The following is a 26,937-nucleotide window of genomic DNA, read 5'->3' as shown; positions in this document are numbered from 1 at the left end:
GCCGGGCGGCCGGCGCTTGCGGTGCGCCGGCCGCGTTGGGTTCAGTAGATGGGCGGTTCGGGCGTGGGGGCGTTGCCGCTCAGGATCTCGAAATCGCAGCCTTTGTCCGCCTGGCTGACCTGTTGCTGGTAGATGCGCGTGTAGCCGCGCACATAGGCGGTCTGCGGTGCCTGCCAGGCCGCGCGGCGGCGGGCGAGTTCGGCTTCGTCGACCAGCATGTCCAGCCGGCGCCGGCCGATGTCCAGCTCGATCGTGTCGCCGCTGCGCACCAGCGCCAGCGGTCCGCCCACCGCCGATTCGGGGGCCACGTGCAGCACGCAGGTGCCGTAGTGCGTGCCGCTCATGCGAGAGTCGGAGATGCGCAGCAGGTCGCGCACGCCTTGCTTGAGCAGCTTCTTGGGAATGGGCAGGTTGCCCCATTCGGGCATGCCGGGCGCGCCCACGGGCCCGCCGTTGCGCAGCACCAGCACGGTGTTTTGATCCACGTCCAGGTCCGGGTCGTTGACCGCGGCCAGCAGTTCGGCATTCGAGTCGAACACCAGGGCGCGGCCCCGGTGACGCAGCAAGGCGGGGCTGGCGGCCGAGGGCTTGATCACCGCGCCGTCGGGGCACAGGTTGCCGTGCAGCACGGCCAGCGCCATGGCCGCCTCGGGGCAATCCGCGGGCGCGGCTACCAGCGGCCGGCAGCGGTCTCGGATGATTTCGTCGTCGGTGCTCAGGCGGCCCGCTATGTTCTCGCCCAGGGTCTTGCCGGTGACCGTCAGGCAGTCCAGCGCAAGTTCGTCGCGAATCTTGTTCAGCAGCGCGGGCAAGCCCCCGGCATAGTGGAAATCCTCCATCAGCGCATTGCCCGAGGGAAAAAGATTGGCCAGTACGGGCACCCGCCGGGCCACCGCATCCAGTTCGTCCAGGCCCAGCGCAAGGCCGGCGCGGCCGGCGATGGCGGGCAGGTGCACGGCCGCGTTGGTCGATCCGCCCAGGGCCATGTACGCGGCCACGCCGTTCATCAGGGCGGCCTTGTCGACGATGCGCGAAGGCTTGAGGTCTTCCCAGACCATTTGGACGATGCGTTGCCCGCAGGCCCACGCCATGCGGCTGTGTCCCGCGTCCATGGCCGGAATGCTGCTGGCGCCCGGCAGCGCCAGCCCCATGGCTTCGACGATGGCGGTCATGGTGCTGGCCGTGCCCATGGTGTTGCAGGTCCCCGGTGCGCGCGTCATGCGGGCCTCCAGGCCGATCCATTCCTGCTGGTCTATGTTGCCGACGGCGTATTGCTCCCAGTACTTCTTGGTGTGGGTGCCGGCGCCGACCGGCTGGCCCCGGTAGCGGTCATTGAGCATGGGCCCGGCCGGACAGAAGATGGCCGGGATGTCCATGGACAGGGCGCCCATGACCAGTCCGGGGGTGGTCTTGTCGCAGCCGCCCATGAGCACCGCGCCGTCCAGCGGCAGGCTGCGCAGCAGCTCCTCGGTTTCCATGGCCAGGAAGTTGCGGTAGATCATGGTCGTGGGCTTGACCATGACTTCGCCCAGGCTCATCGCGGGCAGCTCCAGCGGATAGCCGCCGGCCTGCAGCACGCCGCGCTTGACGGCGTTGGCGCGCTCGCGCAGGTGCGCGTGGCAGGGGGAAAGCTCGCTCCAGGTGTTCAGGATGCCGATCACCGGCCGGCCCATGAACTCTTCGCGCGCCAGGCCTTGCTGCTGCATCCGCTGGCGGTGCGCGAAGCCGCGGATGTCGTCGGCGGCGAACCAGCGCTGGCTGCGCAGCGACTGCAGGGTCTTGCGGGGAGATGTCTTCATGCGGTCAATCTATGCGTATATCGGCTTGCTCGATGGTCTGCGCCATCGCTTCGGAGTCTGTGCGGATCAGCGTCTGCATGGCCTCGGGTGTAGACCAGAGCACTTCGTAGCCCAGGGCTTGCAAGGGCGCCTGGAAGGCGGGATCCTGCAGCACGGCGCGCAGCTCGGCGTTGAGGCGCTGGACGATGGCGGGCGGCGTGCCCTGGCGCACCAGCAGCCCGTTCCAAACCGTCGTGACCACGCCGGGCACGCCCGCCTCGGCCATGGTGGGCACGTCCGGCAGCAGCGGCGAACGCTGGTCGGCCGCGACCGCCAGCACCCGTACACGGCCGGCGCGATGGAAGGCGACCACCGCCGGCAGGTTGTTGAACATCATCGGGATCTGGCCGGCCATCACGTCGTTCAGGGCGGGCGGGCCGCCCTTGTACGGCACGTGCAGCAGCTGCGTGCCGCTTTGCTGCTGAAACTGCACGCCGGTCAGGTGCATGGTGTTGCCGTTGCCCGCCGAGCCGTACACCAGGCCGCCCGGGTCGGCCTTGGCGGCCGCCACCACGTCGGCCACGCTTCGATAAGGCGTGCGGGGACCGACCACCAGCACGTTGGGCATCTGATGCGTGAGCGAGACCGGCTGCAGGTCTTGCAGCGGGTCGTAGCCCATCGACTTGTACAAGTGGGGGTTGATGGCCAGGGTGCTCAGCGAGCCCAGCAGCAGGGTATAGCCGTCGGCCGGTTGCTGGCGGGCCACGTATACCGAGCCGATGTTGCCATTGGCCCCGGCGCGGTTCTCGATCACCACCGGCTGGCCCAGCCTTTGGCCCAGGGCCTGGGCGATGGGGCGCGCGATCTGGTCGGCCACACCGCCGGCCGGATAGGGCACTACCAGGGTCAAGGGGCGTTCGGGATAGGCTTGCGGGGCCGCGGGCGCGGCGCCGGCGGCCATTGCCGCCAGGCAGGCCAACGCCAGGCGGATGCGATGCGCGAAGGTCATGGCTTGTCTCCTGGCCGGTGGATATTCGTGGGTCCGCCGCCGGCCTGCGGCAGGTTTCGCGGGACGGGAAGGGCGCGGCGCACGCCTTATGTCACCGGTAACATTGGTTTGAACTGTATAGTTGGGGGCCGGGATCGTCAACCGGCTAGAACCACGCTACGGGTAAACCATGACGCCACAGATCGACGGGCCCGCGCCCGATGCCGGACAGGAGCCGGCCGCGCCAAGACGCCGCTCGCCGCGCCGCAAGCTGGGGCAGTACACCATCCACGACGTGGCGGCGCTGGCCGGGGTTTCGTCCATCACGGTTTCGCGATACTTCCGTGCGCCGCACAAGGTCTCCGAAGCCATGCAGGCCCGGCTGCGCGAGGTCATCGCCGAGACAGGCTACGTGCCCAGCCAGATGGCAGGTCGGCTGGCCTCGGCACAGAGCCGGGTGGTCGGGGCGGTGATGCAGAACACCGCCACCGTCACCTTCGCGGAACTGGTGCGGGGCATGAGCGAAGGCCTGGAGGAAGGCGGCTTGCAACTGCTGCTGGCCAACACCAACTATTCGCGCCAGCGTGAAACGCGCGCCATCGAGGCGTTCGCAGGATGGCATCCCAGCGCCCTGATCGTGACGCGCGACGATCACGAGCCGCAGGCCGAGGCGGCGCTGCGCGCCTTGCGCAGCCCGGTCGTGGAAACCTGGGGCGTGGTGCCGGGACGGCCGTTTCACCAGGTGGGTTTCCCGCATTCCGAGGTCGGTGTGCAGCTGACCGAGCATTTCCTGGCGCAGGGCGTGCACCGCATCCGTTTTGCGGTGCGTAACGTGGCCCAGGATTTCCGCGCCCGCCAGCGCACGCTGGGCTACGAGGCGGCCATGCGCGACGCGGGCCTGGTGCCCGACGTGCAGTATTCGGACAGCGAGGACGAAATGCAGGCGGGCGCGGACCTGCTCGCCCGCTACGCCGCCGAGCCCGCAGCCCAGCGGCCCCGGGCCATCATTTTCGCCAGCGACAACATGGCGGCCGGGGCTATTCTGCAGGCGGGACGGCTGGGGCTGCGCCTGCCGCGCGATTGTGCGGTGGCCGGCTTTGGCGATGCGGCGGTGGGCTCGTGGCTGGAGCCGACCCTGACCACCGTCAAGCCGGAGCCCTATCGCATCGGGGCTACCGTGGCCCGGCTGGTCACCGATCTTGTGGCCCATCCCGACCCGCAGCGCCCGCCCGAAACGCACTTGGTGCCCTGCAGGCTCGTGGTGCGCGAGAGTTCTCGCGTCATGGCTTGACGCCTGGCGCCTGCCTGCCAGCGTCACGTTTGCCATCTCCCGCCGGATCAGGGCCGAGCGCTACTCGTTCAGCGTCTCCGGATCGATATGCCCGGCGTCCTTGCGGTGAAACAGCAGCGTCAGGCCCCACATCACCACGCCCAGCGCCAGCAGCCAGCCGGCCACGTGGTACTGGATGACGTCGCGCCCGGTCAGCGGCGTGACCAGGAACAGGCAGGTGACCGCGCCGATCACCGGCAGGACGGCGGGAATGCGAAAGTGCGGATGCTCGACCTTATGGCGGCGCAGCACCAGCACGGCCACGTTGACGAAGGCGAACACCGCCAGCAGCAGCAGCGCCGTGGTGCCGCCCAGCGAGCGGATGGCGGGCGAGTCGGACAGCGATACCAGCACGATCAGCGCGAAGGCCAGCGCAGTGGTAAAGAGGATGGCCGTCCAGGGCGTGCGGTTGCGCGCATGCACGCGCGACAGGAAGCGCGGCAGCACGCCCTGGCGCGCCATGCCGTACAGCAGGCGGCTGGCCATCATCATGTTGATCAGGGCCGAGTTGGCCACGGCGAACATGGAGATGACGGGCATGACCACGTCCATTTGCAGGCCGGGCGCGGCGCGCTCGACCACCAGCACCAGCGGGGTGTCGCTGTCGGCCAGCTCGCCCACCGGGATCAGCGCCACGGCGCAGATGGATACCAGCACGTAGATGACCGCGGTGATGGCCAGGCCGCTGAGCATGACCTTGGGGAAGATCCGGTGCGGGTCCTTGATTTCCTCGGCCATGTTCACCGAGTCCTCGAAGCCGACCATGGCGAAGAAGGCCAGGGCGGTGGCCGAGGTGATGGCCAGGAACACGCTCTTGTCCTCGGGCGTGTCGAAGGCCACCACGCGCGAGAAGTCGGCCTGGCCGCCGGCGATGGCGTAAAAGCCCAGCACGATCACCAGCAGCAGGCCGGTGAGCTCGACCAGGGTCAGCACCACGTTGGCCTTGACGCTTTCGGAAACCCCGCGAAAGTTGATCGCCATGACCAGCAGCATGAAGCCCAGCGCGCCCATCGTGACCAGGCCCGGGTCGGCGTCGATGCCCAGGGCGCGGAACATGTTGGCCGAGAAGGCCTGCGAGGCGGTCGAGGCCGAGGTCAGGCCCGAGCACATCACCGTGAAGGTGACCAGGAAGGTGAGGAAGTGGATGCCGAAGGCCTTGTGCACGTACAGCGCAGCGCCGGCCGCGCGCGGGTATTTGGTAACCAGTTCCAGGTACGAGAAGGCCGTGAGCAAGGCCACGGCGAAAGCCACCAGAAAGGGCGCCCACGCCGCGCCGCCGACCTCGGCGGCCACCTGTCCGGTCAGGGCATAGATGCCGGTGCCCAGGATGTCGCCGACGATGAAAAGCAGCAGGAGCTTGGGCCCCATGACGCGTTTGAGAGGCGTGTGATCCTTGTCCTGGGGCCCGGATGGGGCTGCCGCTGTGGCCATCGTCGTTCTCCGCATGCGCCGGCCCGGGCTGGACCGACATCTTCGTGAAAGCAAGTCTACGAAGCGGCGCGGCGCCCGAGGCGAACGAGCGGTGACAGGAGATGTCCAGTTGTGGCGCCCGGGCGGGCGGCCCGGCACCGTTATTCAAGCGCCGGGCGCGGGCCGCTCCGATGCTTGCAAGGCCTGGCGCGACAGCGCGATTTCGTGCCGCAGCCATAGGCGCAGCGCCTGCAGCGCGGGCCAGTCGCGCAGCGCCGGGGGATAGAGCAGGTGATAGTTGTCCGTCACGTCGTGGTGCAGGGCGATGTCCGATACCTTGATCAGCCGGCCCTCGCGCAGCGCATCGGCGGCCAGCGGCTCGCGCACCAGCGCCAGCCCCAGGCCTTGTTCGGCGGCCTGCAGCATCAGGCCGGTGTCGTTGAAGACGGCCACCGGCGTGATGTCGGCCCGCACGCCCGCGGCGGCGAACCACAAGCGCCAGATCTCGGCCTCGCCCAGCAAGGGCTCGTGCAGCAGCGCATGCGTGCCGGCGTGCACCAGCCTGCGCGCGTCGACGGCGCAGCCGACCACGAAAAACGGCATGGGCTGCTCGAACAAGGCTTCGGACACGACGCCCGGCCAGGGCCCCACGCCCTGGCGCAAGGCCGCATGGAAGTCCTCGCGCTGCAGGTCCACCGGCCGCTGCGAGGCGTCGATCTCCAGCGCAAGGTGGGGATGCTGGGCGCGCCAGCGCTGCATGCGCGGCAGCAGCCAGCGTTGGGCGAACGAGGGCAGCACCGAGACGCGCAGGCGGGCCTGGCGCTGGCCCGCGGCGGCCAGGGCCGCCTGTTTGCCCGCTTCCAGCCCGCGCAAGGCCTCCTGCACCGGGCCGAGCAGGGCCTGCCCCGCGGCGTTGAGCACCAGCCGGCGGCCGCGCCGCTCGAACAGGGCAAAGCCCAGCTGGGTCTCGAGCACGCGCAGCTGCTGGCTGACCGCACTGTGGGTCAGGTGCAGGGCATGGGCCGCGGCGCGCAGGTTGCCGCGTTCGGCCACGGCCTGGAAGGCGGGCAGGGCGTTCAGGGGCAGGCGGGTCATTCTGGTAAGAATAGCCGACCAAGTTGGGCAAAACAATTTGATATCCAGCGTGGAGGTGGACAGATAAGCTGACCAGTGTGTCGTCATCGCGACTTTGGGAGAGCCACCATGCACCCTGCCCCCGCCCGTCCCCTCGATCCGGCCTGCACCAGGCAGGAAAGCGCCGCGCCGGTCCCGCTGCTGCGCCGGCTGGCGGCCTGGCTCGCCCGCTGGCGCGCACCGGCAGGCCCGGCGCCAGCCGGAGCCGGCGAGCAGGGCTGGGAACACGCCAGCGCCGCCCTCGAAGGCCTGGAGCCGCACGTGCTGGCCGATATCGGCGCGCCGGCGTGGCTGCAGGCACAGGCCAGGGCGCGGCACGAGCGCGAGGCCGACCAGATGCGCTGGCATCGCCTGCACCTGTAGACCTGGCGTGGCGGCCTTGCCTTCAGCAGGCCGCCGCGCCAGGCGCCGTGCCGGTGGCGGCTTGCTCGCGCGCGTCCAGCCGGCCGCTCCAGGCCGTCAGCGCCACCGCTGCCAGCACGACCAGGGCGCCGATCCAAGGGGTATGCATCAGGCCCAGGTGCTGCACCACCAGGCCGCCGCCCCAGGCGCCCAGCGCGATGCCCAGGTTGAAGGCGGCGATGTTCAGGCCCGAGGCCACGTCCACGGCGTGGGGCGCGTGGCGTTCGGCCTGGCGCACCACGTACAGCTGCAGGCCCGGCACGTTGCCGAAGGCGAAGGCGCCCCAGGCCAGCACGGTGGCCAGCGCCAGCCACGGATGGTGCGCCGTGACGCCGAGCACGGCCAGCACGCCGGCCAGCGCCAGGAAGATGCGCTTGAGCGCCGGCACCGGCCCGAGCCGGTCGGCCAGCCGTCCGCCCCAGATGTTGCCCACGGCCACCGAAGCGCCGTAGCCCAGCAGCACCAGGCCGACCGCCCCGGGCGTGAAACCCGAGACCTCCTGCAGGATGGGCGCCAGGAAGGTGAAGGCGGCAAAACTGCCGCCGTAGCCCACCGCCGTCATGGCATAGACCAGCAGCAGCCGGCCCTGGCCCAGTACCCGGGCCTGCTGCAGCAGCGAGGCGGGCGTGCCGCGCGGCAGCTGGCGCGGCACGAACAGCAGGCTGCCCACGAAGGCCAGCAGCCCCAGCGCCGATACCGCCAGGAAGGTCGCGCGCCAGCCGAAGTGCTGGCCGATGAAGGTGCCCAGCGGCACCCCGGTCACCAGGGCCACGGTCAGGCCCGAGAACATCAGCGCGATGGCGCTGGCGGCCTTCTCCTTGGGAACCAGGCTGGTGGCCAGGGTCGAGCCGATCGAGAAGAACACCCCATGGGCCAGCCCGGTGAGCACGCGCGCGGCCACCAGCGACTCGTAGCCCGGCGCCTGCCAGGCCAGCAGGTTGCCGGCGGTGAACAGCACCATCAGCCCCAGCAGCAGGGCCTTGCGCGGCAGCCGGCCGGTCAGGGCGGTGAGCACGGGTGCGCCGACCGCCACGCCCACGGCGTAAAGGCTGACCAGCAGGCCGGCCGAAGGCAGGCTGACTTGCAGGTCGGCGGCCAGCGTGGGGATCAGGCCGACGATGACGAATTCGGTGGTGCCGATGGCAAAAGCGCTGAGCGTCAGCGCGAACAGGGCGAGGGGCATGATGCGTATCCAGGCGAAACGGGGGGCGCGCCCGGGGGACCGCCAGACAGGCGGGGCCGGGCACGCGGGACAGCGAAAGTATTGGCCCGCTTTTTCTTTCAAGAAACGCTGTTTCGGGCAGAAGATATTTGCCTAGAATTCAAGAATGAAAACGACATTGGACGAACTGGCCGCCTTCGTGGCGGTGGTGGACACCGGCTCGATCACCGCCGCGGCCGAACAGCTTTCCCAAACCGTGTCGGGCGTAAGCCGCGCCCTGAGCCGGCTCGAGGAAAAGCTGCAGACCAATCTGCTGCGGCGCACCACCCGGCGGCTGGAGCTGACCGAGGAAGGCGGGCAGTTCCTGGAGCGCGCCCGCGCCATCCTGCACGCCGTGGAGGACGCCGAAGGCACGCTGGCCGCGCGGCGCCAGCAGCCGGCCGGGCGGCTGCGCGTCAACGCCGCCACGCCTTTCATGCTGCACGTGATGGTGCCGCTGATGGCCGAGTTCCGCGCGCTGTACCCGGCCATCGCCCTGGAGCTGCATAGCGACGAAACCTATATCGACCTGCTGGAGCAGCGCACCGACGTGGCCATCCGCATCGGCGCGCTGGGCGATTCCACCTTGCACGCGCGGCCCCTGGGCAGCAGCCGGCTGCGGGTGCTGGCCAGCCCGGCCTATCTCAAGCGCCACGGCAGGCCGCGCGATCCGGGATCGCTGGCGCAGCACAGCCTGCTGGGCTTTACCCAGCCCGAGATCCTGAACCACTGGCCGCTGCGTCACGCCGGGGGCGAGACCCTGCGCATCCGGCCCACGGTGCAGGCCGGCAGCGGCGAGACCCTGCGCCAGCTGGCGCTGCAAGGCCATGGCCTGGTGTGCCTGGCCGACTTCATGACGCGCGAGGACCGCGCCCGCGGCGACCTGGTGCAGGTGTTGATGCGCGACACCGTGGACAGCCGCCAGCCCATCCACGCCGTCTATTACCGCAACACCGCGCTGGGGGCGCGCATCGCCTGTTTCCTGGACTTCATGCAGGCTCGCATGGAGGGGCTGCTCTGAAATATTTTGGATGAAAACTTCGGAAGTAATTTAATCCGGGTACAATCTGGGTGTCGTAACCATACGGGAGACGAGCATGCAGGCCCATCACGGACATGGCTATACGGCCTTTGCCGGCGAGCGTTGCCTGGCTTGCGGTTCCCTGGGCAGCGTGGCCTTGGCGGCCCGCCAGTTTCTCGCCGATCCGGCGCGCGATCCCGCGCAGGCGGTGCTGATTTTCGATGACCGCACGGGCCGGCCGGTGGACCTGGACCTGCGCGGCAGCGAGCAGGAGGTCCTGGCCCGGCTGCCGGCCGACCCCGGCCCGGCCGAGCCCGCGCCGCCGCCGGCCGCCCGCGGGCCCGGCCGGCCCAAGCTGGGGGTGGTGGCGCGCGAAATCACGCTGCTGCCCCGCCACTGGGAGTGGCTGGCGGCGCAGCCCGGCGGGGCATCGGTCACCTTGCGTAAGCTGGTGGACGCCGCCCGGCGCGAGACCGCCTGGCAGGACGAAGTGCGCCAGGCCCAGGCCGCCTGCGACCGCTTCATGATGGCCATGGCGGGCGATCTGCCGGGCTACGAGGCGGCCAGCCGGGCGCTGTATGCCGGGGATGCCGCGGCTTTTCGCGAACATATTTCGGCCTGGCCGGTCGATATCCGCGCACATGCCGCGCGGCTGGCCCTGGCGGCCTTCGAGGTCCAGGCCCCGGCCCATCCCTGAACCGAACCGCCGCCTGGATGGGCGCCGGTTCCGCCGCACAAGGAAAGACGATGCCCCCATCCTGCCCGCCCGCCGCGCGCCGATCCCCGCCGGTGCTGCGCGTCCTGTGCCCGTGCCTGGCCGCGGCCGCGCAGCTGGCCTGGATGCCGGCGCGGGCCCAGCCGCCCCAGGCGGGCGGGCCGGCCGGCCCCGCCCAGCTGGCGCCCGTGGTGGTATCGGGTTCGTATCGGGAGGTATCCAGCTTCACGGCGCCGTATTCGGTCGATAGCGTGGATGCCCGCCGGATCGGCGACGGCCAGCTGCGCATCAATGCCTCGGAGGCGCTGGCGCGCGTGCCCGGCCTGGTGGTGCAGAACCGCCAGAACTACGCGCAGGACCTGCAGATCTCCTCGCGCGGCTTCGGCGCGCAAACGCCTTTTGGCGTGCGGGGCCTGAAGCTCTATACCGACGGGATCCCCGCCAGCACGCCCGACGGCCAGGGGCAGGCCGCCACCTTCAACCTGGATACCGCCGACCGCATCGAGGTGTTGCGCGGCCCCATGGCCACGCTCTATGGCAGCAATGCCGGGGGCGTGATCCAGGTGTTCTCGCGCGATGGGCAGGGCCGCCCGCGCCTGACGGCCGAGGGCCTGGCGGGCAGCGACGGCCTGTTCAAGCGCAGGCTGGGCGCCGAAGGCAGCATGGACGGCGTGGGCTTCGTGCTCGATGCCTCGCGCTTTTCCAGCGACGGCTATCGCGACCACAGCGCCGTGCGGCGCGACCAGACCTTTGCCAAGATCAACCTGGAGCCGGGCCCGGGCAGCCGCCTGGCGCTGGTGTTCAGCAGCCTGGACCAGAAGGACACCCAGGACCCGCTGGGCCTGTCGTGGTCGCAGTACCGGCAGGATCCGCGCTCGGTGGCCCCGCAGGCCCTGCAGTTCGACACGCGCAAAAGCATCCGCCACCGGCAGGGCGGGCTGCAATACGAACACCGCATCGGCGCCGGCACGCTGCAGCTGAACGCCTATGCCGGCACGCGGCGGGTGATCCAGTACCTGGCGATTCCCCAGGCCCCGCAGAACAACCCCACCCATGCGGGCGGGGTGATCGATTTCGAGCGCCGCTTCCACGGCGCCGACCTGCGCTGGCAGCAGCCGCTGCGCCTGGGCCAGGGCGAGCTGACCGTGACCGGCGGGCTGGCCTACGACCGCAGCCAGGACGACCGCCAGGGCTACGAGAACTTCGTGGGCAGCCAGCTGGGCGTGCGGGGCCGGTTGCGGCGCGACGAAACCGATACCGTCACCGCGGTCGATCCCTACGTCCAGGCCAGCTGGGAAGCGGGCCGCTGGACCGTGCTGGCGGGCCTGCGCCATAGCTCGGTGCGCACGCGCGTGGACGATCGCTACGTGGCGCCGGGCAATGGCGATGACAGCGGCTCGCAGCGCTACAGCATGTATGCCCCGGCCGCCGGCGTCAGCTACGCGCTCGCGCCGTCGGTGCAGGCCTACGTCAGCGCGGGCAGGGGGTTCGAGACGCCCTCGCTGGCCGAGCTGGCCTATACGCAGGACGGGGGGTTCAACCACGGGCTGCGGCCTTCGCGCAGCCGGCAGGTGGAGGCGGGCGTGAAGGCGCTGCTGGGCGAGCGGACCCAGCTCAATGCCGCGGTCTTCCAGGTCGATACCGACGACGAGATGGTGGTGGCCCTGGCGCAGGGCGGGCGCACCGTCTACCAGAACGCCGGCAAGACGCGGCGGCGCGGGCTGGAGCTGTCCATAGACAGCCGCCTGCACAGCCAGTGGCGGGCCGCCGCCGCCCTGACCCTATTGGACGCCACCTATGCCAGCAGTTTTCGCAGCGGCAGCGGCGCCGACGCCTATACCGTCTCGCGCGGCAACAAGCTGCCGGGCGTGCCGGCCGTCAGCGCCTATGCCGAGCTGACCTGGTCGCCGCGGCCTTGGGTCAGCACCGGCCTGGAGGCGGTCTATCGCGGCAAGGTCTACGTGGACGACAGCAACAACGGCCGTCCCGGCGATATCGACCGCCGGCCCGCGCCGGCCTATGGCCTGCTCAACTGGCGCGCGCAGTTCGAGCAGCGCAGCGGCCCCTGGACCTTCACCCAGCTGCTGCGGCTGGACAACCTGCTGGACCGCGACTACGTGGGCTCGGTCATCGTGGGCGACGGCAATGGCCGCTTCTACGAGCCGGGGCCGGGCCTGTCGTGGTACGCCGGCGCCAGCGTGCAGTACACGTTCTGAAGGGCGGGTCCCTGCCTGGGCCGCTGTGGCGGGCGCGCCGCGGCGCGGCAGGCTTTGGTTTCGGATTGTGCGCGGCCCGGCGGCGCAGGCCCGCGGCCCTTACATTTGGCCACCGCGCGGGGCATCCTGCAATGGCGCGCGCAGGCCGATTTGCTACCTTCGAGCCGATGCCTTGCCGGCGCGATCCGTTCGGCCCCCGGGCCCGCCGCGCCTATCCCGGACAACAAGATGGAAGATGTGCTTATCCTGGCGCAGTCAGGCCGTGAAGCGCGCTGGATCGCCGAGATCCTTGGCGAAGACGGAATGAACACCCGGACCTGCCCGGAGCCGGGGCAACTGGTCCGCAATCTCGAACAGGGCGCCGGCTGCGTGGTCGCCGCCCAGGAGGCGCTGATCGGGGATACGCGCAATGCGCTGTGCCAATGGCTGGCCAGCCAGCCGGTCTGGTCGGACATGCCTTTCGTGCTGCTGCCCTGCGAGGACGGCGCCGAGCGCGGCCTGACCGACCGCCTGGTGCAGGAGCTGGGCCACGCCTGCGTGACGCCCTGGCCGCTGCAGGCCGCGGCGCTGCGCCGCGCCACGCGCAGCGCCCTGCATGCCCGCCGCAGGCAGTACGACGTGCGCGATCAGCTGGACCGGCTCAGCGCTGCTCGCCGCTGACCCGGCTCTTGATGGCGTGCTGGCGCTTTTCCATTTCCTGGCGCAGCTCGCGGCGCAGTTGCGCCGCGGCGTAGCGCTGGCGTTCTTCCTCGGTGGCCAGCGGCAGGGGCGGGACCGGCACGGGATTGCGCTCGTCATCGACCGCCACCATGGTGAAGTAGCAGCTGTTGGCATGGCGCACCAGGCCCTGGCGGATGTCCTCGGTCACCACCTTGATGCCCACTTCCATCGAGGTGCGGCCGGTGTAGTTGACCGAGGCATAGAAGGTGACCAGCTCGCCCACGTGGATGGGCTGGCGAAAGATCACCTGGTCGACCGACAGCGTGACCACGTAGCGCCCGGCATAACGGCTGGCACAGGCGTAGGCCACCTGGTCCAGATGCTTGAGGATGGCCCCGCCGTGCACGTTGCCGGCGAAATTGGCCATGTCCGGCGTCATCAGGATCGTCATGGAAAGCTGGTGGCTGGATTCGTTCATGCTGGGCGGCCCCGGGTTGCGAAAGCGCGAATTTTAAGGGCCGCGGCTTGCAGCCGCCACCGGCGCGGCGTGCGAGGCGGGCGGCGCCTGGAACGCCTGCGCGGCCTGGCGGATCGCATCGATCAGCAGCGCGGCGGCCGGCAGTGGCGGCGAGCCGCGCCGGCGCACCACGCCCCAGGGCTCGGCACGGGCGCCGATCTCGATGGGCAGGCGCCGCAGCATGCCATGCCGGGCGAAAAAGTCCACGGTTTCGGCCGAGAACAGCGAGACCAGCTCGCGGCTTTCCGAGAGCAGCAGCACGCTGGCGAAGGTCGAGGAGGTCTCGATGGCGTGCTGCGGAAACGGCAGGCCGGCTTCGATCAGCTCGCGCTCGAGCAGGGTGCGCAGCGGCATCTGGCTGGGAAACAGCACCCAGGGGCAGGCCGCCAGTTCGGCCAGGCTGACCGCGCGCGCCTGGGCCAGGCGGTGCCGGGGGCCGGCGGCCACGCCGATGCGCTCGTCGTGCAGCCATTCGAACTCGAAACGCTCGGGCCGGGCGCTGACCGAGGTGCGGCAGATCGCCAGGTCGAGCTGGCCGTTGCCCAGCAGTTCGAGCAGGCGGGCGCTGGTGCCTTCGACGATCTCTATCGATACCGAGGGCTGGGCCTGCCGGAAGCGTTCCACCGCCTGCAGCAGCACGGTGGGCAAGGCGCCCGCGATGGCGCCCACGGCCAGGCGCGCGCCGTGGCCGCGCAGGATGCCGGTCATCTCCTCGCGCAGGTTGTCCAGGCTGGTGCCGATCAGCCGCGCATAGCGCACCACGCAGCGGCCGATGTCGTTGGCCTGCAGCCCCTGCGTGCTGCGCACGAACAGCTCGGTGCCGAAGATCTCCTCTAGTTCCCGCAGCGCCTTGCTGGCGCCGGGCTGCGTCATGGCCATGAGATCGGCCGCGCGATGCAGCGAGCCGGTCTCGTCGATGGCCAGCAGCAGGCGCAGCTGGCGAAAGCGCAGGCGCGAGCTGATGGCGTGCAGCGAGGGTAAGTCCGGAGATGACATCGGGTTATCCCGTAGTATGGCAAATGTCAGTAGTCAGGCCGCGGGCGTCTTCTTACACTGCCCGCCAAGCGGAATTATCCACCCGCGTCCCCGGGCCGCGCGTCCGGCGCACGCCGGGGGTTCGTCATCAACAGAGGAGACTGCTACATGAAGCTGCTACGTTACGGCCCCGCCGGCCAGGAAAAGCCCGGCATCCTGGATGCGCAGGGCGTGATCCGCGACCTGTCCGGCATCGTGCACGACATCGACGGCAAGCTGCTGGCCAGCCAGCAATACGAAACGCTCAAGACCCTGGACCTGCAGGGCCTGCCGGCGGTCGATGCCTCGGTGCGCCTGGGGCCCTGCGTGGGCAGCATCGGCAAGTTCGTCTGCATCGGCCTGAACTACGCCGACCATGCGGCCGAGTCGGGCCTGCCCGTGCCCGCCGAGCCGGTGGTCTTCAACAAATGGCAGTCGGCGGTGGTCGGCGCCTACGACGACGTCAAGATCCCGCGCGGTTCGACCAAGACCGACTGGGAAGTCGAGCTGGGCGTGGTCATCGGCCGGCAGGCCAGCTACATCGAAGAGGACCAGGCCATGGACTACGTGGCCGGCTACTGCGTGGTCAACGACGTCTCCGAGCGCGAATACCAGATCGAGCGCGGCGGCACCTGGGACAAGGGCAAGGGCTGCGATACCTTCGGCCCCACCGGCCCCTGGCTGGTCACCAGGGACGAGATCGCCGACCCGCACAACCTGCGCCTGTGGCTGGAGGTGGACGGCAAGCGCTACCAGGACGGCAGCACCTCGACCATGATCTTTCGCGTGCCGCAGATCGTGGCCTATCTGAGCCGCTTCATGACCCTGTATCCGGGCGACGTGATTTCCACCGGCACGCCGCCGGGCGTGGGCATGGGCCAGAAGCCCGAGCCGGTGTACCTGAAGGCCGGGCAGGTGATGCGCCTGGGCATAGACGGCCTGGGCGAGCAGCGCCAGCGCGTGGTCAACGCCTGACGGAGGGCCGCGCATGAACCAGTACGACTTCAAGGGCCGCACGGCGGTGGTCACCGGCGGGGCGGCCGGCATCGGGCTGGCGATCGCCCAGCGCCTGGCGCAGGGCGGGGCGCGCGTGGCGCTGTGGGACCGCGACGCCCGCGAGCTGGCGCAGGCCGAAAGCGGCCTGGCCGCGCTGGGACAGGTGCGCGGCTACACGGTGGACATCACCGACCTGGCGGCGGTCGAGCAGGCCGCGCACGATACCGCCGCGGCATTGGGCGAGATCGACATCCTGGTCAACAGCGCGGGCATCGCCGGGGCCAATGCCACCGTGGCGCAGTATCCGCCCGACGAGTGGCGCCGCGTCATCGAGGTCAACCTGACCGGCACCTTCCACGTCAACCGGACGGTCATCGCCGGCATGGTGGCCCGCAACTATGGCCGCATCGTCAACATCGCCTCGATCGCGGGCAAGGAGGGCAATCCCAACGCGGCGGCCTACAGCGCCTCCAAGGCCGGCGTGATCGCGCTGACCAAGAGCCTGGGCAAGGAAACCGCCGGCTCGGGCGTGGCGGTCAACGCCATCACGCCGGCCGCGGCCAAGACCCGGATCTTCGACCAGATGTCGCAGCAGCACATCGACTACATGCTCTCGAAGATCCCGCGCGGGCGCTTCGTCAAGGTCGAGGAAATCGCCGCCATGGTGGCCTGGCTGGTGTCCGAGGAAAACTCCTTCACCACCGGGGCGGTGTTCGACCTGTCGGGCGGGCGCGCCACCTACTGAGGGCCTGAGCAAAAGGTGCACGTGAACGAGCCCGCCTACCTGGACTGGACCGAGGACGGCCAGCCGCAACGCGCCCGCTGGCGCAGCGAATCGGGCGCCGCCGCCCCCCGGCGCGTGGTGCCGGCCGACGACGCCATGCCGGCCGACACGGCGTTCAGGCTGGCCAGCGAAGGCACCGGACTGCTGTGGCGGGGCGATTTCCACAATGCCCGCCAGCTGCTGCAGGCCATCGCCCGGCGCATCGACAAGCGCGCCCGCAAGCCGCCGCAGGGCGCGGGCGCCGAACGGTTCAACCGCCATCGCATGGCGCAGGCGCAGCGCGCCCGCACGCTGGGCATGCTGCTGATCGAGCTGCAGGCCGACTATGGCGTGGCCCTGCGCCGCGCGCCCGACCTGAGGGCGGCCTGCCAGGCCGCCTGGGGCCCCGGCGGCCAGCGGTGCGTGGCGTCGCTGCGCGAGCTGCTGGGGCTGGTGGGCGCCTTCGAGTGGCGCCGCAAGGGCGTGCCGGTGCCCGAGCTGCAGGCGCACATCCATCCGCACTATGGCGTGTTCTCGCCGCTGCGCGGCGAATACCTGCGGCTGGCCGCCCAGGCGCCGCTGCCGGCCGGCAGCGCGCAGCTGGCCTGGGATATCGGCACCGGCACGGGCGTGCTGGCCGCGCTGCTGGCCCGGCGCGGGGTGGCCAGCATCGTGGCCACGGACATCAGCGAGCGGGCGCTCGAATGCGCGCGCGAGAACATCGGGCGCCTGGGCCTGGCCGACCGCGTCACGCTGCTGGCCGCCGACCTGTTTCCCCCCGGCCGCGCGCCCCTGATCGTGTGCAACCCGCCGTGGGTGCCGGCCCGCCCCACGTCCACCGTCGAGCAGGCCGTCTACGACCCGGACAGCCGCATGCTGCGCGGCTTTCTCGCCGGCCTGGCCGCCCGCCTGGCGCCCGGCGGCGAAGGCTGGCTGATCCTGTCCGATATCGCCGAGCATCTGGGCCTGCGCACCCGCGAACAGCTGCTGGGCTGGATCGAGGCCGGCGGCCTGCGCGTGGCGGGCCGGCTGGACGCGCGGCCCGTGCACGGCAAGGCGCAGGACGCGGCCGACCCGCTGCATGCCGCGCGCGCGGCCGAGACGACGTCGCTGTGGCGGCTGGCCGCGGCCTGAGCCCGCGCCGGCCCGATACACTTGGATCTTTGCCCTATTTCTCCGCAGGCAAGGAACAGCATGGCAGATACCGCGACTTCCGATCCTTCCACCTTTGCCGGCCGCGCCGCGCAGCTGCGCGCGCGCATCGACGCGGCTTGCCGGCGCGTCGGCCGCGACCCGGCCGGCGTCGCGCTGCTGCCGGTCAGCAAGACCTTCGGGGTGCCGGCCATCCGCGAGGCGGTGGCGGCCGGCTATCGCCGTTTCGGCGAGAACAAGGCCCAGGAAATCCGCGACAAGTACGAGCCGCTGGCCGACAGCGGCGTGCAATGGGTGATGATCGGCCATCTGCAGACCAACAAGGCCAAGGACGTGGCCAGGCTGGCCCATGAGGTGCAGTCGCTGGACCGGCTGGAACTGGCCCAGGCGCTGGACCGGCGGCTGCAGCAGGAGGGCCGGGCCATCGACGTGCTGGTGCAGGTCAAGACCTCGACCGAACCCAGCAAGTACGGCCTGGCTCCCGAGGCGCTCGAACCGCTGCTGCGCGAGGTGGCGCGCATGGACACGCTGCGGGTGCGCGGGCTGATGACGCTGGCGATCAATTCGCCCAGCCCCCAGGCCGTGCGGGCGTGCTTTCGCTCGCTGCGCCAGCTGCGCGACCGCGTGCGCGAGCTGGGCATCGCCGGCGTCTCGCTCGATCGCCTGTCCATGGGCATGAGCGGCGACTTCGAATGCGCGGTCGAGGAGGGCTCGACCGAGGTGCGCATCGGCACCGCGCTGTTCGGGGCGCGCCAGTATGGCGACGCCTATTACTGGCCGGAGGGACCGGCGCAAAAGGCCTGAAGCCGGGCCGCCGGGCCTGCGGCGGCAGGCGGGCGGCTTGCCGGCGGCCTGCGCGCCTCAGTGCTTGTGGTCGGCGTGGCCGCCGTGGCCGTGGCCGCCGTGCTCGTGATTGCCATGTCCGCCGCCGGGGTTGTAGGTGGCCGGCTGCACCGCAAAGGTCACCGGGATCTCGCCGGCCTTCTCGAAACGCAGCGTGGCCTGCACCTGCTCGCCCTGCTTGAAGGGCGCCTGCAGCTTCAGGAACATCACGTGATAGCCGCCGGGCGCCAGCCGCGCCTGGCCTTGCGCCGGCACGGGCACGCCGTCGACCGGGCGCATGCTGGCCACGCCGTTCTCGGTCACGACGTTGTGCAGCTCGATGCGTTCGGCGGCCGGCGAGCTGACCGCCAGCAGCGTGTCGGGCTGCTGGCCGGCGTTCTCTATCGTCATGTAGCCGGCGCCGTTGCGCTGGCCGGGCGCGCTGGCGCGCACCCACGGATCCTTGACCGCGATCGTCTCGGCCGCCAGCGCGGCACCGGCGCCCAGGGCCAGCAGCGCGGCCAGCATGGTGTTGCGTAGTTTCATGGTTTCCTCCTGTAGGCTTGAAGCGCGGCGGCATGGCGCGTTGCGGCGCCGGCGCGCCTGTGCGCGGGCATGGCCGCAGTGTACCTTCGCTTATTGGCCGTAGCGCTTCAGGCCCTCCAGGTCCAGCACGCGCACCGCGCCATACTCGGCTTGCAGCAGGCCGGCCTGCTCCAGCGTGCGCAGCGCCTGGTTGGCGCGCTGGCGCGAGACGCGGGCCAGGTAGCCCAGCTCTTCCTGCGTGATCGCCAGGCGCATGCCCATGCCCGGATAGAGCAGCGGGTTGAACAATTCGGCCAGGCAGCGCGCCACGCGCGCGTCCGGGTCCAGCAGGCGGTCGTTCTCGGCCTTGCCGATGAACTGCGCCACGCGTTCGTTGAGCTGATCGAGCAGGAAGCGGTTGAAGGCGATGCTGGTATCGAGCAGCCATTCGAAGGTGGGCGCGGGCAGCCGCGCCACCACCGAATCGCGCAAGGCCACCACGTCGTACTTGCGGATCTCGCGCTTGAGCAGCGTGCCTTCGCCGATCCAGCCGCCGGCCGGCACGCCCGTCAGCGAGGCGAGCTTGCCGTCGGCATTGCCCACCGAAACCTTGATCAGCCCCGAAAGCACGCCGATCCAGCATTGCGCCGGCTCGCCCTTGCGCTCGACGATCGTGCCCGCCGCCACCTGGTGCATCGAGACGTCGCGTTCGACGCGCGCCTGCTGCTCGGGCGTGAGCATGCGGTACCAGGCGGCGGCCAGCTGCAGCGAATCGGAAGACGGCATGGGGAAAACCCCTGAAAGTCGGGAATTGTCGCGATGGCGACAGTTGCGAGCGCAGCTTGCTTATACCTTATGCCCATAAATAACGGATAGCCCGGCCCGGCGCGCACGCGCCAGGGCGCAGCGGCCAGAAGTCCGGACAGGAGACGACGTGGTGGCACACGAGGCAGCGGGCCCGCCGGGGGCCTGGACTTTTCCCGCGCTACTGCTCGAGCATGCGCGCACGCGGGGCGCGCGGCCGGCCTTGCGCGAGAAGGACCTGGGCATCTGGCAGACCTATAGCTGGTCGCAGGTGGCGGGCACGGTCGAGCAGATGGCGCTGGGCCTGGCGGCGCTGGGCGTGGCGGCCGGCCAGCATGTGGCCGTGGTGGGCGAGAACCGGCCGCGCCTGTACATGGCGATGATGGCGGCGCAGGCGCTGGGGGCGATCCCGGTGCCGCTCTACCAGGACGCGGTGGCCCAGGAAATGGGCTACGTGCTGCAGGATGCGGACATCGCCGTGGCCGTGGTCGAGGACCAGGAGCAAGTGGACAAGATGCTGGAAGTGCGCGAGCAGTGTCCCGCGCTGCGCCATGTGGTCTACGACGATCCGCGCGGGCTGCGCCACTACAGCGATCCGGCCCTGCTCTCGTGCGAGGCGCTGCTCGAACGCGGGCAGGCCTTCGGGGCGCGGCATCCGGGCTACTTCGCCGGGCAGGCGGCCCGCGTGCAGCCGGACGACGCGGCCGCCATGTTCTATACCTCGGGCACCACCGGCCGGCCCAAGGGCGTGGTGCTGACCCACCGCGCGCTGATCGACCGGGCGCGCGCCATCGAGCGCATGGAGCGGCTGACCGACCGCGAGGACGTGCTGGCCTACCTGCCGCCGGCCTGGATCGGCCAGAACATGTTTTCGTACACCCAGCTGCTGGTCACCGGCTTTACCGTCAACCATCCCGAGTCGCCGGCCACCGTGGCCATCGACATGCGCGACATCGGCCCCACCTATTATTTCGCGCCGCCGCGCGTGCTCGAGGGCCTGCTGACCCAGGTGCTGATCCGCATGGAGGATGCCGGCTGGGTCAAGCGCACCCTGTTCAACCGCTGCATGGCGCTGGCCCGGCGCGTGGGCGCGCGCATCCTGGACGGCGAGCCGGTGGGCGCGCTGGACCGGCTGTGCTATGCGCTGGGCGACGTGCTGATCTACGGGCCCTTGCGCAACGCGCTGGGCATGAGCCGGGTGCGCATCGCCTATACCGCGGGCGAGGCCATCGGCCCGGACCTGTTCGTGTTCTACCGCTCCATCGGCATCAACCTCAAGCAGCTGTACGGCTCGACCGAGACCTCGGTGTTCGTCTGCGTGCAGCACGACGGCCAGGTGCGCGCCGACACCGTGGGCCCGCCGGTCGAGGGCGTGCAGCTGCGCGTGAGCGAGGCCGGCGAGGTGCAGCTCAAGAGCCCCGGCCTGTTCAAGGAGTACCACCGCAATCCCGAGGCCACGCGCGAGGCCATGACCGAGGACGGCTGGTTCCGCACCGGCGATGCCGGCTTCCTGGACCCGGACGGCCAGCTCAAGATCATCGACCGCGCCAAGGACGTGGGCCGGCTGGCCGACGGCAGCCTGTTCGCGCCCAAGTACATCGAGAACAAGCTCAAGTTCTTCCCCTACATCAAGGAGGCGGTGGCCTTCGGCGATGGCCGCCAGGAAGTCTGCGTTTTCGTCAACATCGACCTGGAGGCGGTGGGCAACTGGGCCGAGCGGCGCGGGCTGCCCTACGCCGGCTATACCGACCTGGCCGGCAAGCCCGAGGTCTACGCGCTGGTCGCCGGCTGCGTGGAGGAGGTCAATGCCGACCTGGCGCGCGACCAGAAGCTGGCCAGCTCGCAGGTCAGCCGCTTCCTGGTGCTGCACAAGGAGCTGGATCCGGATGACGACGAGCTGACGCGCACGCGCAAGGTGCGGCGCGGCTTCATCGCGCAGAAGTACGCCGCGCTGATCGAGGCCCTGTACGCGGGACGCGACAGCCAGTACATCGAGACCGAGGTCAAGTTCGAGGACGGCCGCAGCGGCAGGATCGCCGCCACGGTGGCGATCCGCCAGGCGCGGCGGCATGGGCCGGCCGGCGCGCCGCCCGCCGCCCGGGCCGCTGTACAGGAGGCACAGCCATGAATGCCGCAGCGACGGGCGCGGCCTTGTCCGACGGGCGCCAGGGGCGCATCGGCGAGGTCCTGCTGGACATGAAGAACATCTCGCTGGCCTTCGGCGGGGTCAAGGCGCTGACCGATATTTCCTTCGACGTGCGCGAGCACGAGATCCGCGCCATCATCGGCCCGAACGGCGCGGGCAAGAGCTCCATGCTCAACGTGGTCAACGGCGTGTACACGCCGCAGCAGGGCAGCATCGTCTTCGACGGCAAGACGTTCTCGCGCATGAGCCCGCGCCGCGCCGCCGAGATGGGCATTGCGCGCACGTTCCAGAACCTGGCGCTGTTCAAGGGCATGAGCGTGCTGGAGAACATCATGAGCGGGCGCAACCTGCGCATGAAATGCGGCCTGTTCGCCCAGGCGCTGCGCCTGGGCCCGGCCGAGCGCGAGGAGACGCGCCACCGCGAGTTCGTCGAGAACATCATCGACTTCCTGGAGATCCAGGCCTGGCGCAAGACGCCGGTCGGACGCCTGCCCTACGGCCTGCAAAAGCGCGTGGACCTGGGCCGGGCGCTGGCCATGGAGCCGCGCATGCTGCTGCTGGACGAGCCCATGGCGGGCATGAACATCGAGGAAAAGCAGGACATGAGCCGCTTCATCCTGGACGTGAACGACGAGTTCGGCACCACCATCGTGCTGATCGAGCACGACATGGGCGTGGTCATGGATATCTCGGACCGCGTGGTGGTGCTGGACTACGGCCGCAAGATCGGCGATGGCACGCCCGAGCAGGTGCGCGGCAACCAGGACGTCATCCGCGCCTACCTGGGCGTGGACACCAGCGCGGCGCCGGCCGCCCTGCAAGCCTAGGAGCGCGGCCATGGGATTTTTCCTGGAAACCCTGTTCGGCGGCCTGATGAGCGGCATGCTGTACGCGCTCATCGGCCTGGGCTTCGTGCTGATCTTCAAGGCCTCGGGCGTGTTCAATTTCGCGCAGGGCGCCATGGTGCTGGTGGCCGCGCTGTCCATGGCGCGCTTCTCGGCCTGGATTCCCCAGTGGCTGGGCTTCGAAAGCAAGCTGCTGGCCAACGTGCTGGCCTTCGGCGTAAGCGCCTGCCTGATGTTCGCCTTCGCCTGGGCGGTCGAGCGATTCGTGCTGCGCCACCTGGTCAACCAGGAGGCCACCACGCTGCTGATGGCCACGCTGGGCATCAGCTACTTCCTGGACGGGCTGGGCCAGATCGCCTTCGGCAGCTCGGTCTACAGCATCGACGTGGGCATGCCCAAGGATCCGCTGTTCGCGCTGGAGTCGGTGTTCGAGGGCGGCATCCTGATCAGCCTGGAGGACCTGACCGCCGCGGCCGTGGCCGCCGCCCTGGTGGCGCTGCTGGCGGTTTTCTTCCAGTACACCTCCACCGGCCGGGCGCTGCGCGCGGTGGCCGACGACCACCAGGCCGCGCAGTCGGTGGGCATCGCACTGAACCGCATCTGGGTCATCGTCTGGCTGGTGGCCGGCATCTGCGCGCTGGTGGCCGGGGTGATCTGGGGGTCGAAGTTCGGCGTGCAGTTCACGCTGGCCACGGCGGCGCTGCGGGCGCTGCCGGTGGTGATCCTGGGCGGGCTGACCTCGGTGCCCGGGGCCATCATCGGCGGGCTGATCATCGGCGTGGGCGAGAAGCTCTCGGAGGTCTATCTCGGCCCCATGGTGGGCGGGGGCATCGAGATCTGGTTCGCCTACGTGCTGGCGCTGGTGTTCCTGCTGTTCCGCCCGCAGGGGCTGTTCGGCGAGAAGATCATCGATAGGGTGTGACCCACTCCCGGAGCGCTGCGCGCTTCCCCCCTCAAGGGGCGACGCTGGCGGACCGGCAAAGCCGGATCCGCGGCGTCCCCGCTAGGCATAAGGCAAGGCAGAGGAAACGGTATTTATGTTCTATCGCGAAAACGGGCAGTTCAAGACCAGCTACCGGGCCGACCAGCAGATCCTGCCGATCCGGCAGGACCGCATCTTCATGGCGCTGCTGCTGGCCGTGGCGTTTGTCGCGGTGCCGATGCTGGCCTCGGACTACCTGCTGCGGGCGGTGCTCATCCCCTTCCTGATCCTGGCGCTGGCCGCCGTGGGGCTGAACATCCTGGTGGGCTATTGCGGCCAGATCTCGCTGGGCACGGGCGCCTTCATGGCGGTGGGCGCCTATGCCGCCTGGAACTTCGGCGTGCGCGTGCCCGAGATCCCGCTGCTGGTGCAGTTCCTGCTGGGCGGGCTGTGCGCCACGGCGGTAGGCGTGGTCTTCGGCATTCCCAGCCTGCGCATCCGCGGCCTGTACCTGGCGGTGGCCACGCTGGCCGCGCAGTTCTTCGTGGACTGGGCCTTCCTGCGCATTCCCTATTTCACCAACTATTCGCCCTCGGGCAACGTGTCGGTGCCGCGCCTTGACGTGTTCGGCATCCCGATCCAGAGCGCGCTGGACAGGTATCTGCTGGTGCTGAGCATCGTGGTGGTCTTCACGCTGCTGGCCAAGAACCTGGTGCGCGGGGCGATCGGGCGCGAATGGATGGCCATCCGCGACATGGACGTGGCCGCCTCGGTGATCGGCATCCGCCCCGTCTACGCCAAGCTGACGGCGTTCGCCGTCAGCTCCTTCATCGTCGGGGTGGCCGGGGCGCTGTGGGGCTTCCTGCACCTGGGTTCGTGGGAGCCGCTGGCCTTCGACCTGAACCGTTCGTTCCAGCTGCTGTTCATGGTGATCATCGGCGGGCTGGGCTCGCTGCTGGGCAGCTTCTTCGGCGCGGCCTTCATCGTGCTGGTGCCGGTGGCGCTGGCCAACGTGCCGCACTGGTTCGGCGTGCCGCTGTCGGTCGATACCGCCGCGCACATCGAGCACATGATCTTCGGCGCCCTGATCGTGTTCTTTCTTATCGCCGAGCCGCATGGGCTGGCCAGGCTGTGGAGCATAGGCAAGGAAAAGCTGCGCATCTGGCCGTTCCCGCATTGACGGGCCCCACCCCGGGGCCAAGGCTTGCGGGGGCTCTGTTTCGATTTTTACCCGGCATAGATCGGGATCACAACGAAGGTGCTTGCACCGCCAGGAGGTAAATGGAGATGAAACAGAAACTGATCCGGGCCGCGGCCGCGCTGGCCGCCACCGGCGCCCTGGGCGCCGCGCTGCCGGCGCTCGCCGCCGAGCAGTTCATTCCGCTGTTGGCCTACCGGACGGGGTCGTTCGCGCCCCTGGGCATACCGTGGGCCGATGGCAAGATGGACTACCTGAAACTGGTCAACGCGCGCGATGGCGGCATCAACGGCGTGAAGATCACCTATGAGGAATGCGAGACCGCCTATGCCACCGACCGCGGCGTGGAGTGCTACGAGCGGCTGAAGACGCGCGGCGGCGGGGCCTCGGGCTTCGATACCCAGTCCACCGGCATCACCTTCGCCGTGACCGACAAGGCGCCGCTGGACAAGGTGCCGGTGGTCACGCCCGGCTACGGCCTGTCGCAGTCGGCCGACGGCAGCGTGTTCGAATGGAACTTCCCGCTGGGCGGCACCTACTGGACCGCCGCCGACGTGATGATCCAGGACATCGCCAGGAAGGAAGGCGGCTTCGACAATCTCAAGGGCAAGAAGATCGCGCTGGTCTATCACGATTCGCCCTACGGCAAGGAGCCCATTCCGCTGCTGCAGGCGCGCGCCAAGAAGCACGGCTTCGAGCTGCTGATGTATCCGGTGACCGCGCCGGGCGTGGAGCAGAAATCGACCTGGCTGCAGATCCGCCAGTCGCGCCCTGCCTACGTGCTGCTTTGGAGCGCCGGCATCATGACCCCGACCGCCATCCGCGAGGCGCAGGCCAGCGGTTATCCGCGCGACAAGATGTACGCCATCTGGTGGGCCGGCTCGGAAGGCGACGTGCGCGACCTGGGCGCGGTGGCCAAGGGCTACAACGCCATCACCATCCACAACAGCGCCTCGCGCGACAAGGTCCACGAGGACCTGAAGACCCACGTGTACGACAAGGGCCAGGGCACCGGCCCCAGTTCGGTGGGCACCATCGCGCATACGCGCGGCATGATCATCTCCATGCTGCAGGTCGAGGGCATCCGCGCGGCGCAGGAGAAGTTCGGCAAGGGCAAGCCCATGACGCCCGAGCAGGTGCGCTGGGGGCTGGAGAACCTGAACCTGACGCAGGAGCGCCTGAACGAGCTGGGCTTTGGCGAGATCATGCGGCCGATCCAGACGTCCTGCCGCGACCACATGGGCGGGGACTGGGCCCGCATCGTGCAGTGGGACGGCGCCAGGTTCGAGGTGGTGTCCGACTGGTACCAGTCCGACAAGGAATTGATCGATCCCATGGTCAAGGAGCTGGCGGCCCGCTACGCCAAGGAGAAAGGCACCACGCCGCGGGATTGCTAGCCCGCTTACGAAGCGCTATCGCGCTTGCCCTTGAAGGGGGCGACACCCGCGGGCCGGCAGGGCCGGCTTCGCGGTGTCCTCGATCATGCGGTGCCAATGGAGCAATGAGATGAACCAGTCCTTCGTTGAAGCAGAGCCCGGCCGGATCCTGCTGGACGTCAACGGCATCGAGGTTATCTACAACCACGTGATCCTGGTGCTCAAGGGCGTCTCGCTGCAGGTGCCCGAAGGCCGCATCGTGGCGCTGCTGGGCGCCAACGGCGCGGGCAAGACCACCACCTTGCGGGCGGTCTCCAACCTGCTGCGCGGCGAACGCGGCGACGTGACCAAGGGCCAGATCCAGTACCGGGGCGAGCGCATCGAGCGCCTGACCCCGGCCGACCTGGTCAAGCGCGGGGTGGTGCAGGTGATGGAGGGACGCCATTGCTTTGCCCACCTGACCATCGAGGAAAACCTGCTGACCGGCGCCTACACCCGGCGGCTGGACCGCGCCGGGCTGCAGGCCGCGCTCGAGCGCGTCTACCAGTATTTCCCGCGGCTCAAGCAGCGCCGCGGCAGCCAGGCCGGCTACACCTCGGGCGGCGAACAGCAGATGTGCGCCATCGGCCGCGCGCTGATGGCCGATCCGCGCATGATCCTGCTGGACGAGCCCTCGATGGGCCTGGCCCCGCAGATCGTCGAGGAGATCTTCGGCATCGTGCGCGACCTGAACACCCGCGAGGGTGTGAGCTTCCTGCTGGCCGAGCAGAACACCAACATTGCGCTGCGCTATGCCGATTACGGCTACATCCTGGAGAACGGCCGCGTGGTGATGGACGGACGGGCCGAGGACCTGTCGCGCAACGAGGACGTCAAGGAGTTCTACCTGGGCATCTCCAGCGGGCAGCGCAAGAGTTTTCGCGACACCAAGTTCTACCGGCGCCGCAAGCGCTGGCTGGCCTAGGCCGGCCGGGGCGCAAGGCACACGCGGCAACCGCCGCA

Annotated in this window: 25 protein-coding genes; 16 read left to right on the top strand and 9 right to left on the bottom strand. The window is 69.8% G+C overall.

Features of this window, described 5'->3' with window-relative positions; translation table 11 throughout:
* Nucleotides 1–41: 41 nt before the first annotated feature.
* Together araD and V8Z80_RS04030 are read right to left on the bottom strand one after the other, a co-directional pair.
* Nucleotides 42–1,799, bottom strand: a complete 1,758-nt coding sequence (araD, locus tag V8Z80_RS04035) for an L-arabinonate dehydratase (RefSeq protein ID WP_155196753.1) — start codon at nucleotides 1,797–1,799, stop codon at nucleotides 42–44.
* Between the two features lie 4 nt (nucleotides 1,800–1,803).
* Complete coding sequence (locus tag V8Z80_RS04030; RefSeq protein ID WP_336061083.1) at nucleotides 1,804–2,787, bottom strand: Bug family tripartite tricarboxylate transporter substrate binding protein; 984 nt, start codon at nucleotides 2,785–2,787, stop codon at nucleotides 1,804–1,806.
* 169 nt (nucleotides 2,788–2,956) lie between these two features.
* Here V8Z80_RS04030 and V8Z80_RS04025 point away from each other — a divergent pair, with 169 nt between their 5' ends.
* A complete protein-coding gene (locus V8Z80_RS04025; RefSeq protein ID WP_155196755.1) occupies nucleotides 2,957–4,057 on the top strand; it encodes a LacI family DNA-binding transcriptional regulator in 1,101 nt (366 codons plus the stop codon).
* Between the two features lie 60 nt (nucleotides 4,058–4,117).
* On the opposite strand, the gene V8Z80_RS04020 is transcribed toward V8Z80_RS04025, so the two are convergent.
* Both V8Z80_RS04020 and V8Z80_RS04015 read right to left on the bottom strand, forming a co-directional pair.
* Nucleotides 4,118–5,527 carry an APC family permease gene (locus V8Z80_RS04020; RefSeq protein WP_155196756.1) on the bottom strand — a complete coding sequence of 470 codons (1,410 nt, stop codon included), beginning with the start codon at nucleotides 5,525–5,527 and terminating at the stop codon, nucleotides 4,118–4,120.
* Nucleotides 5,528–5,671: 144 nt separating this feature from the next.
* Complete coding sequence (locus V8Z80_RS04015) at nucleotides 5,672–6,613, bottom strand: LysR substrate-binding domain-containing protein (RefSeq protein ID WP_336061196.1); 942 nt, start codon at nucleotides 6,611–6,613, stop codon at nucleotides 5,672–5,674.
* A gap of 96 nt (nucleotides 6,614–6,709) precedes the next feature.
* On the opposite strand from V8Z80_RS04015, the gene V8Z80_RS04010 reads away from it, so the two are divergent.
* Nucleotides 6,710–7,003, top strand: a complete 294-nt coding sequence (locus tag V8Z80_RS04010) for a hypothetical protein (RefSeq protein ID WP_336061081.1) — start codon at nucleotides 6,710–6,712, stop codon at nucleotides 7,001–7,003.
* 22 nt (nucleotides 7,004–7,025) lie between these two features.
* On the opposite strand, the gene V8Z80_RS04005 is transcribed toward V8Z80_RS04010, so the two are convergent.
* The gene (locus V8Z80_RS04005) at nucleotides 7,026–8,225 is read right to left on the bottom strand and encodes an MFS transporter (RefSeq protein WP_336061080.1); all 1,200 of its coding nucleotides are present in this window, start codon (nucleotides 8,223–8,225) and stop codon (nucleotides 7,026–7,028) included.
* A gap of 145 nt (nucleotides 8,226–8,370) precedes the next feature.
* Between V8Z80_RS04005 and V8Z80_RS04000 the strand changes: the two genes are divergently transcribed.
* The 4 genes from V8Z80_RS04000 (at nucleotide 8,371) to V8Z80_RS03985 (ending at nucleotide 12,855) form a co-directional block, all read left to right on the top strand.
* Complete coding sequence (locus tag V8Z80_RS04000) at nucleotides 8,371–9,264, top strand: LysR substrate-binding domain-containing protein (protein ID WP_155196758.1); 894 nt, start codon at nucleotides 8,371–8,373, stop codon at nucleotides 9,262–9,264.
* Nucleotides 9,265–9,340: 76 nt separating this feature from the next.
* The gene (locus V8Z80_RS03995; protein WP_336061079.1) at nucleotides 9,341–9,961 is read left to right on the top strand and encodes a DUF2239 family protein; all 621 of its coding nucleotides are present in this window, start codon (nucleotides 9,341–9,343) and stop codon (nucleotides 9,959–9,961) included.
* 50 nt (nucleotides 9,962–10,011) lie between these two features.
* Nucleotides 10,012–12,195 (top strand): TonB-dependent receptor family protein, encoded by a 2,184-nt coding sequence (locus V8Z80_RS03990; RefSeq protein ID WP_336061078.1) that lies wholly within the window; start codon nucleotides 10,012–10,014, stop codon nucleotides 12,193–12,195.
* Nucleotides 12,196–12,423: 228 nt separating this feature from the next.
* Nucleotides 12,424–12,855, top strand: a complete 432-nt coding sequence (locus V8Z80_RS03985; RefSeq protein WP_155196760.1) for a hypothetical protein — start codon at nucleotides 12,424–12,426, stop codon at nucleotides 12,853–12,855.
* On the opposite strand, the gene V8Z80_RS03980 is transcribed toward V8Z80_RS03985, so the two are convergent.
* Both V8Z80_RS03980 and V8Z80_RS03975 read right to left on the bottom strand, forming a co-directional pair.
* Nucleotides 12,836–13,333 carry an acyl-CoA thioesterase gene (locus V8Z80_RS03980; protein WP_155196761.1) on the bottom strand — a complete coding sequence of 166 codons (498 nt, stop codon included), beginning with the start codon at nucleotides 13,331–13,333 and terminating at the stop codon, nucleotides 12,836–12,838. The genes V8Z80_RS03985 and V8Z80_RS03980 overlap by 20 nt on opposite strands.
* A gap of 33 nt (nucleotides 13,334–13,366) precedes the next feature.
* The gene (locus V8Z80_RS03975) at nucleotides 13,367–14,368 is read right to left on the bottom strand and encodes a LysR family transcriptional regulator (protein ID WP_155196762.1); all 1,002 of its coding nucleotides are present in this window, start codon (nucleotides 14,366–14,368) and stop codon (nucleotides 13,367–13,369) included.
* A 147-nt stretch (nucleotides 14,369–14,515) separates the two neighbouring features.
* Here V8Z80_RS03975 and V8Z80_RS03970 point away from each other — a divergent pair, with 147 nt between their 5' ends.
* From V8Z80_RS03970 to V8Z80_RS03955, 4 genes are read left to right on the top strand one after another with little or no spacing between them, the layout of a single operon-like run.
* Nucleotides 14,516–15,361, top strand: a complete 846-nt coding sequence (locus V8Z80_RS03970; protein ID WP_155196763.1) for a fumarylacetoacetate hydrolase family protein — start codon at nucleotides 14,516–14,518, stop codon at nucleotides 15,359–15,361.
* Nucleotides 15,362–15,374: 13 nt separating this feature from the next.
* Nucleotides 15,375–16,127, top strand: a complete 753-nt coding sequence (locus V8Z80_RS03965; RefSeq protein WP_336061077.1) for an SDR family NAD(P)-dependent oxidoreductase — start codon at nucleotides 15,375–15,377, stop codon at nucleotides 16,125–16,127.
* 21 nt (nucleotides 16,128–16,148) lie between these two features.
* Entirely contained in the window at nucleotides 16,149–17,279 is a 1,131-nt protein-coding gene (locus V8Z80_RS03960; protein ID WP_336061076.1) for a class I SAM-dependent methyltransferase, read from the top strand.
* Between the two features lie 60 nt (nucleotides 17,280–17,339).
* Nucleotides 17,340–18,101, top strand: coding sequence for a YggS family pyridoxal phosphate-dependent enzyme (locus tag V8Z80_RS03955; RefSeq protein WP_336061075.1), 762 nt, complete (start codon nucleotides 17,340–17,342; stop codon nucleotides 18,099–18,101).
* Nucleotides 18,102–18,158: 57 nt separating this feature from the next.
* On the opposite strand, the gene V8Z80_RS03950 is transcribed toward V8Z80_RS03955, so the two are convergent.
* On the bottom strand, nucleotides 18,159–18,665 hold the full coding sequence (locus V8Z80_RS03950) for a copper chaperone PCu(A)C (RefSeq protein ID WP_336061074.1): 507 nt from the start codon (nucleotides 18,663–18,665) through the stop codon (nucleotides 18,159–18,161).
* Between the two features lie 90 nt (nucleotides 18,666–18,755).
* Entirely contained in the window at nucleotides 18,756–19,430 is a 675-nt protein-coding gene (locus V8Z80_RS03945) for a Crp/Fnr family transcriptional regulator (RefSeq protein WP_155196767.1), read from the bottom strand.
* Nucleotides 19,431–19,581: 151 nt separating this feature from the next.
* Here V8Z80_RS03945 and V8Z80_RS03940 point away from each other — a divergent pair, with 151 nt between their 5' ends.
* The 6 genes from V8Z80_RS03940 to V8Z80_RS03915 all read left to right on the top strand — a co-directional run bounded on the left by V8Z80_RS03940 (nucleotide 19,582) and on the right by V8Z80_RS03915 (nucleotide 26,899).
* Nucleotides 19,582–21,576: an AMP-dependent synthetase/ligase gene (locus V8Z80_RS03940; protein ID WP_442951932.1), complete on the top strand. Its 1,995-nt coding sequence runs from the start codon at nucleotides 19,582–19,584 to the stop codon at nucleotides 21,574–21,576.
* Nucleotides 21,573–22,421 carry an ABC transporter ATP-binding protein gene (locus V8Z80_RS03935; RefSeq protein WP_155194742.1) on the top strand — a complete coding sequence of 283 codons (849 nt, stop codon included), beginning with the start codon at nucleotides 21,573–21,575 and terminating at the stop codon, nucleotides 22,419–22,421. The genes V8Z80_RS03940 and V8Z80_RS03935 overlap by 4 nt, the downstream gene beginning before the upstream one ends.
* Nucleotides 22,422–22,431: 10 nt before the next feature.
* Nucleotides 22,432–23,361 (top strand): branched-chain amino acid ABC transporter permease, encoded by a 930-nt coding sequence (locus tag V8Z80_RS03930; protein WP_155194740.1) that lies wholly within the window; start codon nucleotides 22,432–22,434, stop codon nucleotides 23,359–23,361.
* Between the two features lie 115 nt (nucleotides 23,362–23,476).
* The gene (locus V8Z80_RS03925) at nucleotides 23,477–24,541 is read left to right on the top strand and encodes a branched-chain amino acid ABC transporter permease (RefSeq protein WP_155194738.1); all 1,065 of its coding nucleotides are present in this window, start codon (nucleotides 23,477–23,479) and stop codon (nucleotides 24,539–24,541) included.
* Between the two features lie 101 nt (nucleotides 24,542–24,642).
* On the top strand, nucleotides 24,643–25,956 hold the full coding sequence (locus V8Z80_RS03920; protein WP_336061072.1) for an ABC transporter substrate-binding protein: 1,314 nt from the start codon (nucleotides 24,643–24,645) through the stop codon (nucleotides 25,954–25,956).
* A gap of 109 nt (nucleotides 25,957–26,065) precedes the next feature.
* Nucleotides 26,066–26,899, top strand: a complete 834-nt coding sequence (locus V8Z80_RS03915; RefSeq protein WP_155194734.1) for an ABC transporter ATP-binding protein — start codon at nucleotides 26,066–26,068, stop codon at nucleotides 26,897–26,899.
* Nucleotides 26,900–26,937: the final 38 nt, after the last annotated feature.

It is taken from the genome of Orrella sp. JC864 (genome assembly GCF_037026685.1).
Classification (GTDB): Bacteria; Pseudomonadota; Gammaproteobacteria; order Burkholderiales; family Burkholderiaceae_B; genus Orrella.
Note: the sequence above shows the minus strand (reverse complement) of the source record. Positions and strands in the feature narration are given on the sequence as shown.

Excerpts from the sequence above, each read along its gene's own strand:
- araD (WP_155196753.1), bottom strand. The coding sequence starts at position 1,799 with ATGAAGACATCTCCCCGCAAGACCCTGCAGTCGCTGCGCAGCCAGCGC.
- V8Z80_RS04030 (WP_336061083.1), bottom strand. The coding sequence starts at position 2,787 with ATGACCTTCGCGCATCGCATCCGCCTGGCGTTGGCCTGCCTGGCGGCA.
- V8Z80_RS04025 (WP_155196755.1), top strand. The coding sequence starts at position 2,957 with ATGACGCCACAGATCGACGGGCCCGCGCCCGATGCCGGACAGGAGCCG.
- V8Z80_RS04020 (WP_155196756.1), bottom strand. The coding sequence starts at position 5,527 with ATGGCCACAGCGGCAGCCCCATCCGGGCCCCAGGACAAGGATCACACG.
- V8Z80_RS04010 (WP_336061081.1), top strand. The coding sequence starts at position 6,710 with ATGCACCCTGCCCCCGCCCGTCCCCTCGATCCGGCCTGCACCAGGCAG.
- V8Z80_RS04005 (WP_336061080.1), bottom strand. The coding sequence starts at position 8,225 with ATGCCCCTCGCCCTGTTCGCGCTGACGCTCAGCGCTTTTGCCATCGGC.
- V8Z80_RS04000 (WP_155196758.1), top strand. The coding sequence starts at position 8,371 with ATGAAAACGACATTGGACGAACTGGCCGCCTTCGTGGCGGTGGTGGAC.
- V8Z80_RS03995 (WP_336061079.1), top strand. The coding sequence starts at position 9,341 with ATGCAGGCCCATCACGGACATGGCTATACGGCCTTTGCCGGCGAGCGT.
- V8Z80_RS03990 (WP_336061078.1), top strand. The coding sequence starts at position 10,012 with ATGCCCCCATCCTGCCCGCCCGCCGCGCGCCGATCCCCGCCGGTGCTG.
- V8Z80_RS03985 (WP_155196760.1), top strand. The coding sequence starts at position 12,424 with ATGGAAGATGTGCTTATCCTGGCGCAGTCAGGCCGTGAAGCGCGCTGG.
- V8Z80_RS03980 (WP_155196761.1), bottom strand. The coding sequence starts at position 13,333 with ATGAACGAATCCAGCCACCAGCTTTCCATGACGATCCTGATGACGCCG.
- V8Z80_RS03975 (WP_155196762.1), bottom strand. The coding sequence starts at position 14,368 with ATGTCATCTCCGGACTTACCCTCGCTGCACGCCATCAGCTCGCGCCTG.
- V8Z80_RS03970 (WP_155196763.1), top strand. The coding sequence starts at position 14,516 with ATGAAGCTGCTACGTTACGGCCCCGCCGGCCAGGAAAAGCCCGGCATC.
- V8Z80_RS03965 (WP_336061077.1), top strand. The coding sequence starts at position 15,375 with ATGAACCAGTACGACTTCAAGGGCCGCACGGCGGTGGTCACCGGCGGG.
- V8Z80_RS03955 (WP_336061075.1), top strand. The coding sequence starts at position 17,340 with ATGGCAGATACCGCGACTTCCGATCCTTCCACCTTTGCCGGCCGCGCC.
- V8Z80_RS03950 (WP_336061074.1), bottom strand. The coding sequence starts at position 18,665 with ATGAAACTACGCAACACCATGCTGGCCGCGCTGCTGGCCCTGGGCGCC.
- V8Z80_RS03945 (WP_155196767.1), bottom strand. The coding sequence starts at position 19,430 with ATGCCGTCTTCCGATTCGCTGCAGCTGGCCGCCGCCTGGTACCGCATG.
- V8Z80_RS03935 (WP_155194742.1), top strand. The coding sequence starts at position 21,573 with ATGAATGCCGCAGCGACGGGCGCGGCCTTGTCCGACGGGCGCCAGGGG.
- V8Z80_RS03930 (WP_155194740.1), top strand. The coding sequence starts at position 22,432 with ATGGGATTTTTCCTGGAAACCCTGTTCGGCGGCCTGATGAGCGGCATG.
- V8Z80_RS03925 (WP_155194738.1), top strand. The coding sequence starts at position 23,477 with ATGTTCTATCGCGAAAACGGGCAGTTCAAGACCAGCTACCGGGCCGAC.
- V8Z80_RS03920 (WP_336061072.1), top strand. The coding sequence starts at position 24,643 with ATGGAGATGAAACAGAAACTGATCCGGGCCGCGGCCGCGCTGGCCGCC.
- V8Z80_RS03915 (WP_155194734.1), top strand. The coding sequence starts at position 26,066 with ATGAACCAGTCCTTCGTTGAAGCAGAGCCCGGCCGGATCCTGCTGGAC.